The organism is Shewanella sp. 38A_GOM-205m (assembly GCF_000518445.1).
GTDB classification, from domain to species: Bacteria; Pseudomonadota; Gammaproteobacteria; order Enterobacterales; family Shewanellaceae; genus Shewanella; species Shewanella algae.
In genome coordinates, this window is sequence record NZ_JADP01000036.1 from 1 (window position 1) to 15,148 (window position 15,148).

Consider the following 15,148-nt stretch of genomic DNA (forward strand, 5'->3'; position numbering starts at 1 on the left):
GCAAAGAATACGGCGGACGGGTAGCCGTAACTGAACCTGAAACGCCAGTATGGTTCGTTCCGATACGCTGCGAAGTGAAGCGTCGTGAACAGCCTTAGCCGGTTTGCCGCAAGCACAGTGGCCGTTATCAATCGGCTTTAGGTGGATGATGAGGGTTTGTTGATTTTGCTCGGTATGGACGGCTTCAAAGCCTTCCCAGAGCGCAATGGGGAAGGTAATATTCGACATTGAGAACGGTTGGGGTTGGTCATTGTTTTTGTTTGGCGACTAAACAATAACTCTCCAACCGTTTTCATTTCCAGTCCACGCTAATCTGCGATGAACCTTTTTTTTGATTTGAATTTGGCCGCCGCGGCTGTAGTCGAGCCGGTTTGGCTCTCGTTGCCCTTAAGCTTATCTCCTTTGTCACCAAGTAGCCTCTATCACCTTCAATCCACTTTAGTCCTGAGTTATTCCGCGTAAGGATCCGGCTGCTGGCCTTCTGCGGTTCAGGTGGATTCATACTTTCTAAACAGATCCCTGCTATACCTTTCTATGCAATCACTTGAACCGCAGCGGCGAATATTTACTCGGTTTGAGTCTCAGGGTGGAAGACGCTGGATATGGCTTACCCTTCATGTGAATAGTTAGAGATTTAAAATAAGTATCTGTGCAAATAAATTCTTTTTAAGTGAATTTAAATGCATTACTATGTTGTCCGTGCCACGGGGGTGGCATTCATTTTATGTCGGCTTTAACGAGTGTGAGGTAAATCCCAAGGTGCGTACCACAGAATTGGTTGATGGTTTTCGTCATTCTGCTCCCTATGTCAATGCTCACAGGGGCAAGACATTTGTTGTGATGTTGGGGGGCGAGGCGTTGGCTCAGCCTAAGTTTCGCTCCATCATCAATGATGTTGCTCTGCTGCATAGCCTGGGGATCAAGGTGGTATTGGTCTATGGCGCCCGGCCACAGATAGACGAAGCCTTGGCTAACAATCAGATTGAGCCTGCCTACCATCAAGGCGTGCGGATCACCGATGAAGCCACTCTCAAGGTCATTAAGCAGGTAGCCGGTTCTTTGCAGTTTGATATTACTGCCAGGCTGTCCATGAGCCTGTCGAACACGCCGATGCAGGGCGCACAGATCAACGTGGTCAGTGGTAACTTTGTCATCGCCCAGCCTTTGGGGGTCGACAATGGTATTGACTATTGCCTCTCCGGCAAGGTGCGCCGTATCGATGTTCAGGGACTCAAACGGCAGATGGAAAACAACTGCATCATCCTGATGGGGCCGATAGCGGCTTCAGTCACCGGCGAGAGCTTTAACCTCACCGCCGAAGAAGTGGCGACTCAGGTGGCTATCAAACTCAAGGCCGACAAGATGATCGGCTTCAGCTCCCAGAATGGTATTTTGGATCGCAACGGTGATGTGATTGCCGAGCTGATGCCCAACGATGCCCAGAAAATTCTCGATAAACTGGCCGGCCAGGGTGAAGGCTGTGTCGGCACCATGGCATTTCTCAAGGCCAGTATTGATGCCTGTCGCAGCGGTGTGCCCCGTTGCCATCTGGTCAGCTATCTGGAAGATGGTGCCCTGTTGCAGGAACTCTTCTCCCGTGAGGGCATAGGTACCCAGATAGTCACAGAGAGTGCCGAGCGCTTGCGGCGCGCATCCATTGCCGATATTGGCGGCATACTCAACCTGATCCGCCCGCTGGAAGAGCAGGGGATCCTGGTGCGTCGCTCCCGCGAGCAACTGGAGATAGAAATAGAGCAGTTTATGCTGATTGAGCGTGATGGCCTGGTGATAGGCTGCGCGGCGCTCTATCCCTTTGAAGAGGACAACGCCGGCGAGTTTGCCTGTCTGGTGGTGCATCCTGACTATCGCGATGCCGATCGCGGTAGCCTGCTGTTGCAGAACATCATAGGCCAGGCCAAGGTGCGTGGTTATTCTAGGCTGTTTGCGCTGACGACCCGCAGCATTCACTGGTTCCTGGAACACGGCTTTGAGCTGGTGGAGGTAGATGCCTTACCGAATAAGAAGAAGCAGCTCTATAACTACCAGCGTCGCTCCAAAATTTTGGCGCTTGACCTGTAAAAACCGGCCCCGCTCAGCGGGGCTTTTTGTAAGCAGGTATATTCCATTTGTTGACATATTATGTCTTTAACTCCTAAGCTAAGCCCACTTATGCCTATCCATTAAGGAGCAAGAGATGAACAGTGGAAGTTACGAGTTGGCGCCATTGACCGGCGTCGCCAGTGGCAGTTTTATCGCCTTGATACTGATGTTGGCGGCCATCTTGCTGCTGATCCGCATTCGGAAGATGCCGGCAACGGCCAAGAGCGCCGCCTCGGGTTTGCTGTTGGTAACACTGGCGGGATCTGTATGGGTATTTTGGCGGGCGCAGGCATCCAAGGTGGAATTGACGGCTCAGAGCCTGGTGGTCGAGGTGCCATTCTACGGCCAGAGCCTGGCTCCAGAGCATCTGCGTATCTCAGAGGCGAAAGTGATTAATCTCGGCGATGCCAGCGGCCCCAGGCTTGGCATGCGTACCCAGGGCATAGGTCTGCCCGGTTACACCCTGGGGTGGTATCGGCTCAACGATGGCAGCAAAGCGTTTGTGGTTCTGACGGAAAAAGATAGCGTCTTGTTACTGCCGACCGACCTTGGTTACAGCCTGCTGCTGAGTATGCCCGAGGCGGAGAGTTTGCTTGAGGGGCTGGGGCAGAACCTGCCAGGATAAACGTTGGATATTGTTTAACTGGCCCGGAAACTCCATCCGGGCCGGTTGTACTTGTTACCTGCGAGAGCGTTTTCGCAGCATATCCAAAGTAAACACCACCAGGGCGGCCCAGATGAAGCCGAAGGTAATGCTCTTTTCGATATCGAAGGGTTCATCGAACAGGGTCACCGCCATGATAAACATGATGCTTGGGCCTATGTACTGGAAGAAGCCCAGCATGATCAGCGGGATCCGCACTGCCGCACCGGCAAAGCACAGCAAGGGGATGGTGGTGATGATACCGGCGGCCATCAGCAGCAGGTTGAGATCCCAACTGTTGCTGAGCATATTGGCGCCGGCTTCACCGGTGCCCAGCAGTAAAAAGCCCAGCGCTGCCGGCATTAACACTGCAGTTTCGACCAAAAGGCCAGTCTTGGCGTCGACATTGACCTTCTTGCGCAGCAGGGCGTAGAAACCGAAGGAGGCTGCGAGCCCCAGGGATACCAGCGGAATCGAGCCGAAAGAAACCAGCTGGATCACCACCCCGGCGGCGGCAAGCGTTACCGCCACCCATTGCAGTCTCCCGAGCCGCTCCCCCAGAAACAGCATGCCGAGCAACACATTGAACAGCGGGTTGATAAAGTAGCCCAGACTGGCATCCAGCATATGATCATTGTTGACCGCCCAGATAAACAGCAGCCAGTTGCCGGCGATAAGAATCGAAGTCAGCAGCAGTACCGCCAACTGTTTCGGGCGCTTGAGCAACAGCCTGAGCTGTCCGAAACCACCGATAAACTGCATCAGGATCCCCATAAAGACGAAGGACCAGATGATGCGGTGCAGCAAGATCTCGGGGGCCGAGACATGATGCAACAACTTGAAGTACAGCGGCGCAAAGCCCCAAAAAATATAGGCGCAAAGGGCGAGAATGACCCCCTTGCGGTATTCGGTTTCAGGCATAGGTACTACACAATGACGAAAAGGAGAGAAGGGCGATTGTAGGGGGCAAAGCCCCTCGGCTCAAGTTATCGACAACAGATTCATTGTTTGAGTTTTAAACAGCTACTCAGCCGACCATGTAAGTCCCTGTACCAAAAGCGATATGGCTGCCTTTTTCATTATGCAGCTCCATTCGACAGACAGAGACCCTGTTGCCGGCACGGATCACTGTTCCTGTGCCGCTGAAGACTTCTCCCCAGCCGGGGCGCAGATAGTCGATCCTGAGATCTATGGTGCTCAGGGTTTGCAGTCGCTGTTGCAGCTGCTCCACTGTCCAGTTGTCGCGACTGATAACTAAGCCGGAGAATGCCGTTAGGCCGCCAACCACATCCAGCACGGTTGCGGTAACCCCGCCATGGAGTATTTTTTGATGTATGTTGCCGATTAGCTCCGGCTTCATTTTGATCTCCACTTCGACACCAGAGGCGTCGTATCGGCGGATCCCAAGGCCGAGAAGATTGTGAAAAGGCACATGTTTATCAAATACTTCTGCTACCTTGGCGAGTACCTCGGCTTGAATGTCCTGGCTCATAGAGCTTCCTGCTGTTGTTGTTTTTTAGAGCAATCAATCTAACGCTAATATGGCCGTTTGCCTAGTCCAGGCGGAAAAATCCCCTCTTGGCTGGCACTCTGGTGTTGGCTTCATTTAGAATAGCGGCCTCTTCTTTGGACACAGACAGTCATGGATCAGCCGCTGAATATCGCTCCCGAGAGCCTCAATCATCCCCAAGACCCTATGCAGCAAGCCTTGCAGCAGGTATTTGGCTACCGCACTTTCCGTGAAGGGCAGCGCCAGGTGATTGAACGTGTGATGGCTGGGGAAGACTGCATGGTGATCATGCCCACCGGCGGCGGCAAGAGTCTGTGTTACCAACTGCCCGCATTGTTGATGCCAGGGCTGACTCTGGTGGTTTCGCCGCTGATCTCCCTGATGAAAGATCAGGTCGACAGCCTGCTGCAGACCGGGGTCAATGCCGCTTATCTCAACTCATCCCTGCCCAGGGAGCAGAGCCTCAAGGTGCTGCGCCAGTTGCATCAGGGGGAGATCCGCCTGTTGTATGTCTCGCCGGAGCGTTTGCTGCAGCATGAGTTTATTGAACGGCTGCAATCCCTGCCGCTATCGATGTTTGCCGTGGATGAGGCGCATTGTATCAGCCAGTGGGGCCATGATTTTCGCCCCGAATATGCCCAGCTTGGCCGCCTGAAACAGCTGTTTCCCGGCGTGCCTGTGATGGCGCTGACCGCCACCGCTGACAAGGCGACCCGGGATGATATCTGCCAGCGGCTCAATATCGCCCCCTATGTGCTTCTTTCCAGCTTTGATAGGCCGAATATTCGCTACACAGTGGCGGAAAAGCTTAACGCCGCCAATCAATTGCGCCAGTTTATTGCCGCGCAGAACGGCGCCGCCGGGATTGTTTATTGCTCCAGCCGTCGCCGGGTCGATGAAGTAGCCGAAAGGCTGCGGTTACAGGGCTATGCCGCTGAAGGCTATCATGCCGGTATGAGCGGCGACGAGCGCGCCAGTGTTCAGGACAGATTTCTCAAGGAACAGTTGGATATAGTGGTGGCCACGGTCGCCTTTGGCATGGGGATCAACAAGTCCAACGTGCGCTTTGTGGTGCATTACGATCTGCCCAAGAGCATAGAGGCCTACTATCAGGAAACCGGCCGCGCTGGGCGAGATGGTCTCGAGGCCGAAGCCTTTATGTTGTTCGAGCCCGCCGATATCGGCCGGGTGCGCCACCTGATTGAGCAGGGTGAACCCGGGCCGCAGCAACAGGTGGAACTGCATAAACTCAATACCATGGCGGCCTTTGCCGAGGCTCAGACCTGCCGCCGCCAGGTGTTGCTGCACTACTTCGATGAGCCCGCGCTGGAGCCCTGCGGCAACTGTGACATCTGCCTGGACCCGCCGAAACGCTACAACGGCACCGAGGATGCACAGAAGGTGTTGTCCTGCATATATCGCTTGGGGCAGAAGTTTGGCATGAACCAGCTGATTGAGGTGCTCAGAGGCTCCAAATCGGCCACCGTGGTCGACCGGGGGCACGACAAGTTATCCACCTGGGGTGTCGGCAAAGACAAGAGCCATGAACACTGGCTCAGTGTGACCAGACAGCTTATCCATTTGGGACTGGCGAGCCAGGATATTACCCGTGGATCGAGTATTCGCCTGAATCCGGCCGCCAGGCCTGTGCTCAGGGGCGAAGTTGCACTGATGTTGGCCGAACCCAGAATTGACTTGCATGTTACCCGCAGGCGCAACGTCAGCAGCAAGGCGCCACTCAACTACGATCGCAAGCTGTTTGCCCGCCTCAAGCAGTTAAGGCGCAGCATAGCCGAAGAGCAGGACGTACCGCCCTATCTGGTATTCAACGATGCAACCCTGGCGGAAATGGCGGCGATTTTGCCTACCAGCCAGGGTGAGATGTTGGCGGTCAATGGTGTTGGTGAGCGCAAGTTGGCCCGCTTTGGCGATCAGTTCCTCGACGAAATAGAGGCTTATCTCGCCGGTGACTGATGTTGCTCGGCGGCTTTCTGCTGACTGAGTTGGTTGACGCCGGCACGCTTCACCAGGCTATCCAGGGTATCGGGCTGTTGCAGCGAGGCCACTCCAATGCGCACGGCATGAGCCACTTGCCAGCTCTGCACTATCGGCTTGAGTTGCTCGCTGACCTGCAAGGCGCCCTGGACCGAGGTGTAGGGCAGTAGGACCACCATCTCATCCATACTGTAGCGCAGCAGTCTATCTTGCTCTCTGAGTTTCTGTTCCAGCGCCCGCTGCAGGGCGGAAAGATCCACCTGACGTATATGGCTGGTACTCAGCAACAACAGGCTCAAGGGGTAGTTGCCCTTCTTGGCGCTGCTGAGCATGGCATCCAGCTGCTGGGCCGCAGGCAGTTTTTCCAGTGCCTCGGTACTCGGTTGTTGCCAGCGGTTACGGCGACTGACCAACCAGATCAGCGCACCTATGATGGCGAGTGCCAGCACAGAGATGGTGCCGTAGGCCTGGCTCAGTTTGGAGCGCTGATCGGCACTGGCAAGACGAATGTTCTGCTGGGTTTCTACCTGCAACTGCTCCTGCTGGCTGAGCCTGGCCTTGTATTGCATAAAGCGGGTATTGTTGAGCTGCTTTTGGGCCTCGGCTGCGGCCTGGGCCGCCAGTTTCATCGCCTCGTATGCCGGTTTGAACTCTGCTCTTTCGGCGTAATAGTCACTGATAAGCTGTTGGGTATAGGCCACTTCATCGGCCAGTTGCAGCTGCTCGGCCTGTTGCGCCGCCTGCATCAACAGCCTTATGCCTTCATCGTCGTTGCGCTGGGCGAGACGTACCCTGGCCAATAGCCGGGTAGCACGCATATAGTTGTTTACTTTGCCTTGTTTTTCATAGGTCTGCAGGGCAATACCCACTAACTCGTCGGCAATCTCGGTTCTGCCCCTGGCGAGTTCTATCACGGCTATTTGGCTGTAACTGTTGGCAAGCTCCAGCGGTGAGCCTATCTCAGGCAGCAGTATTTTGGACTGTTTCAGCAGGCTGTCGGCTTGGGCCATATCCTCCTGCGCCAGCGCGACTCTGGCGGCCATCAATAACAGCACATGGCGAACCTTGCCTTTGGCTTCATCTGTGTCCAGTGCCAACTTGAGATAGTAGGCCGCTTGGCGCAGGTCGCCGGTGGAATACATCAGGCTGGCCATGTCGCCGTAAACATAGGCCAGAGGTGGCCATAGCCAGGACGGATTTTGACTGCTGATATCCGGGTAGATGTCCAGCGCCAGACGCAGATCTTCGATGGCGGTGCCATAGTTGCCAAGGTCGTTTTCCAGCTGGCCCTTGAGTCTCAGGGCGTTGACCAGAGCCTGGGGTTGGTTGTGGCGTTTGGCCTGCTCAATGGCGCCGTCGAGTAACAGCAGTGATTGTTTCAGATCGTCGAAATTGGCATAGGCATCGGCGCGGCAAATTTGAAAATAACTGTCTGCCTGTTCCAGCCTTAGCTGCTTGGCTCTGGCTTCTCCCAGTTCGGCCAGATTGATGGCGGCGCCGTTGTCTCCTAATTGCAGTAGTGCTTCACATTTAAATAACTGTAATCTCAGCACTTGAGCCTGGCTCAACTCTGAGGCCTGACGCTCAAGCTCGTTGATTTGGGTCAGCGCCAGCGTAGGATATTGATAGAGGGTGTTGGCCAGTGTGTCCAACCGCTCCGCGGCCCAAAGCACACAAGAAAATGACCACAGGAGCAAGCTCAGTGCCAAGAGGCGAAAATCCATTTTTTCTCCGCTGAGTGAAGGTGAGTTTTTCCGAGCGAAACCGTGTTGAGATAATAACTATTTTTTATCATTTTTGGCACAAAAAATGATGCTATCGGCAAGATTTTATTCATCTATTTAGCTTTAGATCACCAAGGCTTGAATGGTGCAAATCAGCACTTTAAGCCGAAATTTTCAACTGATGCTGAGAAATATAGGCTTGACAGCGAGCAAGGAGGCAGTTAATTATTGAACTTCTTGAACCCGGTGGGAAGAATATAAACCCACTTTTAACGAATTTTTATCTGGTATAGAACGGCTAAATGAACCCACAAATGCAACTGTCTCTCCTCCTCCTTACTCTCGCAGTCCCTGCGCGGAGGAGCTAGACTTGCACGTCGATTAGCAAGCCAGAACTCAAAACCCCGCGCCAGAAACCGCGGGGTTTTTTGTTTCTGGCACGGGAAAAATCAATCGAAACCCCTGAATGGAGAATCCAGATGTCTGACAGAGTGTTTATTTTCGATACCACCTTACGGGACGGCGAGCAGGCGCTGGCTGCCAGCCTGACAGTGAAAGAAAAACTGCAGATAGCCATGGCTCTCGAGCGCCTGGGGGTCGACATCATGGAGGTGGGGTTCCCGGTTTCCTCTCCCGGCGACTTTGAGTCGGTACAGACCATAGCACGTACCATCAAAAACAGTCGGGTCTGCGCCCTGTCGCGGGCACTGGAGAAAGATATCGACGCTGCGGCCCAGGCCTTGTCGGTCGCGGATCAGTTCCGCATTCATACCTTTATCTCAACTTCAAATATCCATGTGCAGAGCAAACTGAAACGCTCCTTCGACCAGGTGCTGGAGATGGCGGTAGGGGCGGTGAAGTATGCCAGGCGCTTTACCGATGATGTGGAGTTTTCCTGCGAAGACGCCGGCCGGACTCCGATAGATAATCTGTGTCGCATGGTTGAGGCGGCCATCGAAGCCGGTGCCCGCACCATCAATATTCCGGACACAGTGGGCTATACCATTCCCAGCGAGTTCGGCGGCATTATTCAAACTCTGTTCAACCGGGTGCCCAATATCGATCAGGCGGTGATCTCTGTGCACTGCCATGACGATTTGGGGTTGTCGGTCGCCAACTCCATCATGGCGGTGCAACAGGGGGCCCGGCAGATTGAGTGTACAATCAACGGCATAGGTGAAAGAGCCGGGAACTGCTCACTGGAAGAGATTGCCATGATCCTGGCGACCCGCAAAGACATCCTGGGGCTGGAGACTGGCATCAAGGCTCAGGAAATTCACCGCACCTCCTCCATGGTGAGCCAGCTATGCAATATGCCGATCCAGGCCAACAAGGCGATAGTGGGCGCCAATGCCTTTACCCATTCATCCGGTATCCATCAAGACGGCATGTTAAAGGCGCAAAACACCTATGAAATCATGACACCTGAGAGCATAGGCCTGAATCGCAATCACCTGAATATGACCTCACGCTCCGGCCGCCATGTGATCAAGCATCGAATGGAGCAGATGGGTTATTCAGAGCAGGATTATTCATTGGATCAACTGTACGACGCCTTCCTGAAACTGGCCGACAAGAAGGGTCAGGTGTTCGACTATGACCTGGAAGCCTTGGTGTATATGGAGGGCCGGGCGGCGGCCGACGACCACTTCCAGTTGCAGCAGCTGGTGGTGCAATCCGACTCTACCGAGGGTATGGCCACCGCCACTGTACGTATTGAAGCCGCCGGTGAGGTAGTGACCGAAGCCGCTACCGGCAATGGCCCTGTGGATGCTGCCTATAAGGCGATAGCCCGTGCCAGCGGCCAGAGCGTGGATATCTGCAGCTATAAGTTGAGCGCCAAAGGCGAAGGCCAGAATGCGCTGGGGCAGGTGGATATCACGGCTCAGTACCAGGGGCGCAATTTCCACGGTGTCGGCTTGGCTACCGATGTGGTCGAGGCTTCGGCAGCGGCCCTGGTGCATGTGATGAACCTTATTCAGCGCGCCGACCAGGTGGCGGATCATAAACAGAAAATACAACAGAGAAAGGAGTTGGGTGGCGTATGAGTTATCAGATAGCGATATTGGCCGGCGACGGCATAGGCCCGGAAGTCATGGCCCAGGCCCGTAAGGTGCTGACGGCGGTAGAGCAACGCTTTGGTCTGGCAATGGAGTACGCCGAATATGATGTCGGCGGCATAGCGATAGATAACCATGGCTGCCCGTTGCCGGCATCGACCCTGGCCGGCTGTGAAGCGGCGGATGCAATTCTGTTCGGCTCGGTAGGCGGCCCCAAATGGGAAAAACTGCCTCCCAATGAACAGCCCGAGCGCGGCGCGCTGTTGCCGCTGCGGGGCCATTTCGGCTTATTCAGTAACCTCAGACCGGCCAAGTTACATCAGGGGCTGGAACATCTGTCGCCGCTGCGCGCCGATATCTCGGCCAAAGGGTTTGATGTGCTGTGCGTGCGTGAACTGACAGGCGGTATCTACTTTGGCAAACCCAAGGGGCGTCAGGGGGAGGGCGAGAGCGAAGAGGCGTTTGACACAATGAGATACAGCCGCGCCGAAATCCGCCGTATCGCCCATATCGCCTTCGAGGCCGCCCGCGGCCGCCGCGGCAAGGTGACTTCGGTCGACAAGGCCAACGTGCTGGCCTGCTCGGTACTTTGGCGTGAAGTGGTCGAGCAGGTCGCGAGCGAGTATCCGGATGTGGAACTGGAACACATCTATATTGACAATGCCACCATGCAACTGCTGCGTCGCCCCTGGGATTTTGATGTGATGCTGTGCTCCAACCTGTTCGGCGACATACTTTCCGATGAAATCGCCATGTTGACCGGCTCCATGGGGCTGTTGTCATCGGCTTCCATCAACAGCAGTGGTTTTGGTCTCTATGAACCGGCCGGTGGCAGTGCCCCGGATATTGCCGGCATGGGGATTGCCAACCCGGTAGCGCAGATCTTGTCGGCGGCCTTGATGTTGCGCCACAGCTTGCAGCAGGAAGAGGCGGCGGCAGCGATAGAGCGCGCCGTAGGCAAGGCGCTGGCAGATGGCTTCTTTACCTGTGAGTTGTTGGCGCCGGAGCAGCGGGATAATGCCAAGACCACGGCAGAGATGGGCGACTATATCGCCAATGCGATTCGGGAGGGGGTGTAATGGGCAAGACATTGTATGAAAAGGTGTGGGATGCCCACCTGGTGGCGACGCCGGCGGGGGAAGCACCGATTATTTACGTCGACCGTCATCTGGTGCACGAGGTGACCTCACCCCAGGCCTTCAGTGGCCTGAAGATGGCCGGGCGCACACTTCGGGCACCGGATAAGACCTTTGCCACCATGGATCACAACACCTCGACCAAGAGCGCCAGTCTGGACGCCTTGAGCCCCATGGCGCGCACTCAAGTTGAAACCCTGGCACAGAACTGTCGCGAATTCGGTGTGCGTTTGTATGACATTCACCACCCCAATCAGGGCATAGTGCATGTGATGGGGCCTGAGCTGGGCATTACCCTGCCGGGTACGGTTATTGTCTGTGGCGATTCCCATACCGCTACCCACGGCGCCTTTGGCGCGCTGGCCTTCGGTATCGGCACCTCGGAGGTGGAGCATGTGCTGGCCACCCAAACGCTGCGGCAGCTCAAGGCCAAGACCATGAGAGTCGAGGTCAAGGGGCAACTGGGTGAGGGCATTACCGCCAAGGATGTGGTACTGGCGATTATCGGCAAGATAGGCATGGATGGCGGCACCGGCTATGTGGTGGAGTTTTGCGGTGACGCGATTCGCGCCCTGTCGATGGAAGGGCGCATGACGCTGTGCAACATGGCGATTGAGATGGGGGCCAAGGCCGGCATGGTCGCGCCGGATGAGACCACGTTCGCCTATCTTGAAGGACGTCAGTTTGCGCCCAAGGGCGCCGATTGGGATGCCGCCCTGGCAGCCTGGAAGACGCTCAAGTCCGATGAAGATGCCATCTTCGATGCCTATGTGGAGTTGGAAGGCAGTGAAATCGCGCCGCAACTGACCTGGGGCACTAATCCTGGCCAGGTGGTGGCCATAGATAAACCTGTGCCCAACCCCGCCGAGGAGGCTGATGCCACAGTGCGCGGCAGTATGGAAAAGGCGCTGAATTACATAGGTTTGACGCCGGGTACCCTGATGACGGATGTGGCCATCAACAAGGTCTTTATCGGTTCATGCACCAATTCACGTATCGAAGATCTGCGCAGCGCCGCGGCGCAGATCCGCGGTCGGCGGGTGGCTGACGGCGTGACCGCCATAGTGGTGCCGGGCTCGGGACAAGTAAAGGCTCAGGCCGAAGCCGAAGGCTTGGATAAACTGTTTGTCGAGGCCGGGTTTGAATGGCGCTTGCCGGGCTGCTCCATGTGCCTGGCGATGAATGATGATCGCCTGGAAAGCGGCGATCGCTGCGCCTCAACCAGTAACCGCAACTTTGAGGGGCGGCAGGGGCGCGGCAGTCGTACCCATCTGGTGAGTCCTGCCATGGCAGCCGCTGCCGCCATTGCCGGTCACTTTGTCGATATCCGCCACTCTGGCCAGGAGAAATAAAATGCAGGCTTTTACTATTCATCAGGGAATTGCGGTGCCATTGGATAGCGCCAATGTGGATACGGATCAGATCATCCCCAAACAGTTTCTATCCAAGGTCACCAAGGATGGCTTCGGTGTCCATCTCTTTCACGACTGGCGTTATCTGGATGATGCCGGTGAGCAGCCGGATCCTGCCTTTGTGATGAACCAGCCCAGATATCAGGGAGCCTCTATTTTACTGGCGCGGGAAAACTTTGGTTGTGGCTCCAGCCGTGAACACGCGCCTTGGGCCCTGGCCGATTATGGTTTGCGGGTGATTATTGCGCCCAGCTTTGCCGATATCTTTTACGGCAACGCCATCAATAATGGGTTATTGCCGGTGATCCTTGAGGCCGCTGAGGTGCAGCAGTTGTTTGAGGAGGTAACGGCGACCGAAGGCAGTGAAATCAAAGTCGACCTGCAGCAGTGCCAGGTTGTTTCACCCTCCGGGAAACACTTTGCATTTCAACAGGCTGAATCTGCCCGTCATAAGCTGCTCAATGGATTGGATGCCATCGGCCTGACTCTGTCCCATGAGCAGGCCATCGCCGATTATGAAGCCGGGCTGCCGGGCTGGCGTGCTTAATCCTGCCTGTTATTTCAGCGTACATATGTACAAGAGCAGACCAGTGGCTTGGTAACAGGTCTGCTCTCTTGTGTTCCAAACAAGCATGTTGACTGTAATTACCTATAATTTATGTTTTAAAAACATTTGGTTATAGGTTTTGTTCATAGGGAAGTAGACTGCAACTTTGAATGCTTAGTGATTTATGCTGTTTGTCTGGCTTAAATTAAGTGAACAAGTGTTTTTATGGTTAGTTGATAATTTATAGTTATTTTTCAAATTGATAGTTTTGTTTTCTTTTGGATTTCAATACTTTTCAGCAAACATTAATGCCGTTCCCTCTCTGTTTTAAGCACCTATAGAGTGACTTGTGTCACTTTTTTGTCTTTATTTCTCGATTTTTGTGGTTGTTTATCCTGTTTTTTGCTTGCTGCTTGCAAAGATATTCTGTGTCAGTAAACTGCGCCGCAACAAAATGGAGTTATTACTCTATTCAGAAATTGCTAAATAAACAGACAGAGAATAACAATGAAGAAACAACTTATTGCTGTCGCCATTGCGGCCAGCTTTGTGGGAGCAACGACTCAGGTTCAAGCAGCTGGTTTCCAACTGGCAGAATCTTCAGCGACCGGACTTGGACGTGCCTTCGCCGGTGAAGCGGCCATGGCCGATAACCCTGCGGCTCAGGGGCGTAACCCTGCCATGCTCAGCTATCTTGAAGGTCGGCAGATCTCTGCCGGTGCTATCTATGTGATGCCGGAAGTTGACGCCTTGGGTCAGGTTTCGTTGGCGTCGCCTTTATTGCCTCAGGCCATGACCATGAATGCCGATGCATTGGATGTGGCTGACAACGCTTTAGTGCCTAACTTCTATTACTCCAACCAGCTCAACGACAGCTGGACCTGGGGTTTGGCACTGAACTCCAACTATGGTTTGTCTACCGAACTGCCGGCCGCCCATGCCGCCTCCATTTTTGGTAACAAGACAGCGGTGACTACTGTAGAGCTGAACACCAATATTGCTTACCGCATTGATGAGCACTTCACTGTGGGTGCCGGTCTGCGCGGTGTGTATGGTGACGGTGAGATCGGTGCTTCGGTTCCTGGCTGGATAGAAGGTGTTCGTGCTATCCCTGGCTTGCCGGCAGAGGTGACTTCTCGTCTGCCTGCCGCCGGCACCGAGCTCAAGCATCTGGAAGGTGATGACTTTGGTTATGGTTGGCAGCTAGGTGCCAGCTGGCAGATCAATGCTAATCACCGCCTGGGTATCGCCTATCACAGCCGGGTTGAGCTGGATCTGGACGGCCAAGCCCGTGGCGCCCTTTATACCGGCGGTACAGCCGAGGTTGAAGGCTACCTGCCATTGGAGCTGCCGGCATTTGCCGAGCTGGCTTCTTACCATCAGTTGACTGAGAACTGGGCGATGCACGCCAGCATCAACTGGACGGACTGGAGTGTGTTCAACAAGCTGGTGGCTTATTTCCCTGGTGAGCAGAAGCCTATCGGCGGCCTGGAATCCGATCTGGTGAAGGAAGAAAACTTCAAAGACAACTGGCGCTTTGCTCTGGGTACCAGCTACCAGCTGAACAACGAGTGGTTGTTGCGTGCCGGTGTGGCCTTGGATAAGACAGCGGTTGACGATGAATACCGTACTATCACTATTCCAGATACCGACCGTCTCTGGTTCAGTGTTGGTGCCGGTTATGCACCCAGCAAGAACCTGACAGTGGATCTGGGTCTGACCTATATCCGTGCCCACGGTGACGCCCCTATCAACGAGACTCAGGATCTGATGGGCCTGGCTCAGGTTGCCTTCCAGGGCGATGCCAGCGGCCACGTCTGGTTGGCGGGTCTGCAAGTGACCTACAAGATGTAATACCATTCCGGCCAAGGAATGAGACAAGAGCCCCGCCAAGCGGGGCTTTTTCATATCAGGCCTAGTCTGGCTCAAGGCGGTGTTAAACTTGGCGCGGCTGCACTCAAGGCTGTTTAATCGCTGGTGGGAGCGAGCTCAGGGCTGTTTTATACTTGGCGTGGCCGAGC

General features: G+C 54.8%; 12 protein-coding genes. 8 read left to right on the forward strand and 4 right to left on the reverse strand.

Annotation, left to right across the window (positions count from 1 at the left end):
* A partial coding sequence (locus N512_RS24725; RefSeq protein ID WP_037475412.1) for a hypothetical protein occupies window positions 1-228 on the reverse strand: 228 nt, incomplete at its 3' end.
* Window positions 229-759: 531 nt separating this feature from the next.
* Here N512_RS24725 and argA point away from each other — a divergent pair.
* Both argA and N512_RS0117200 read left to right on the forward strand, forming a co-directional pair.
* Window positions 760-2,079, forward strand: coding sequence for an amino-acid N-acetyltransferase (gene argA, locus N512_RS0117195; protein WP_028781111.1), 1,320 nt, complete (start codon window positions 760-762; stop codon window positions 2,077-2,079).
* Window positions 2,080-2,194: 115 nt separating this feature from the next.
* Window positions 2,195-2,725: a PH domain-containing protein gene (locus N512_RS0117200; RefSeq protein WP_028781112.1), complete on the forward strand. Its 531-nt coding sequence runs from the start codon at window positions 2,195-2,197 to the stop codon at window positions 2,723-2,725.
* Window positions 2,726-2,779: 54 nt separating this feature from the next.
* Here the strand turns inward: N512_RS0117200 and rarD are convergent, their stop codons facing one another.
* Complete coding sequence (rarD, locus tag N512_RS0117205; RefSeq protein ID WP_025888142.1) at window positions 2,780-3,664, reverse strand: EamA family transporter RarD; 885 nt, start codon at window positions 3,662-3,664, stop codon at window positions 2,780-2,782.
* A 106-nt stretch (window positions 3,665-3,770) separates the two neighbouring features.
* On the reverse strand, window positions 3,771-4,235 hold the full coding sequence (locus N512_RS0117210) for a thioesterase family protein (protein ID WP_025888143.1): 465 nt from the start codon (window positions 4,233-4,235) through the stop codon (window positions 3,771-3,773).
* Window positions 4,236-4,439: 204 nt separating this feature from the next.
* Here N512_RS0117210 and recQ point away from each other — a divergent pair, with 204 nt between their 5' ends.
* Window positions 4,440-6,227 (forward strand): DNA helicase RecQ, encoded by a 1,788-nt coding sequence (gene recQ / locus N512_RS0117215; protein ID WP_371873763.1) that lies wholly within the window; start codon window positions 4,440-4,442, stop codon window positions 6,225-6,227.
* On the opposite strand, the gene N512_RS0117220 is transcribed toward recQ, so the two are convergent.
* Window positions 6,209-7,972, reverse strand: coding sequence for a diguanylate cyclase domain-containing protein (locus tag N512_RS0117220; protein WP_028781114.1), 1,764 nt, complete (start codon window positions 7,970-7,972; stop codon window positions 6,209-6,211). The two genes, recQ and N512_RS0117220, sit on opposite strands and share 19 nt — an antisense overlap.
* 479 nt (window positions 7,973-8,451) lie before the next feature.
* Between N512_RS0117220 and leuA the strand changes: the two genes are divergently transcribed.
* The 5 genes from leuA (at window position 8,452) to N512_RS0117245 (ending at window position 14,981) form a co-directional block, all read left to right on the forward strand.
* Entirely contained in the window at window positions 8,452-10,020 is a 1,569-nt protein-coding gene (leuA, locus tag N512_RS0117225; protein WP_025888145.1) for a 2-isopropylmalate synthase, read from the forward strand.
* Window positions 10,017-11,111: a 3-isopropylmalate dehydrogenase gene (leuB, locus tag N512_RS0117230; RefSeq protein WP_028781115.1), complete on the forward strand. Its 1,095-nt coding sequence runs from the start codon at window positions 10,017-10,019 to the stop codon at window positions 11,109-11,111. The genes leuA and leuB overlap by 4 nt, the downstream gene beginning before the upstream one ends.
* The gene (leuC, locus tag N512_RS0117235) at window positions 11,111-12,520 is read left to right on the forward strand and encodes a 3-isopropylmalate dehydratase large subunit (RefSeq protein WP_028781116.1); all 1,410 of its coding nucleotides are present in this window, start codon (window positions 11,111-11,113) and stop codon (window positions 12,518-12,520) included. Before leuB ends, leuC begins: the two co-directional genes overlap by 1 nt.
* A gap of 1 nt (window position 12,521) precedes the next feature.
* On the forward strand, window positions 12,522-13,127 hold the full coding sequence (gene leuD / locus N512_RS0117240) for a 3-isopropylmalate dehydratase small subunit (RefSeq protein ID WP_028781117.1): 606 nt from the start codon (window positions 12,522-12,524) through the stop codon (window positions 13,125-13,127).
* Between the two features lie 507 nt (window positions 13,128-13,634).
* Window positions 13,635-14,981 (forward strand): outer membrane protein transport protein, encoded by a 1,347-nt coding sequence (locus tag N512_RS0117245; protein WP_028781118.1) that lies wholly within the window; start codon window positions 13,635-13,637, stop codon window positions 14,979-14,981.
* The last annotated feature ends 167 nt before the right edge of the window (window positions 14,982-15,148 follow it).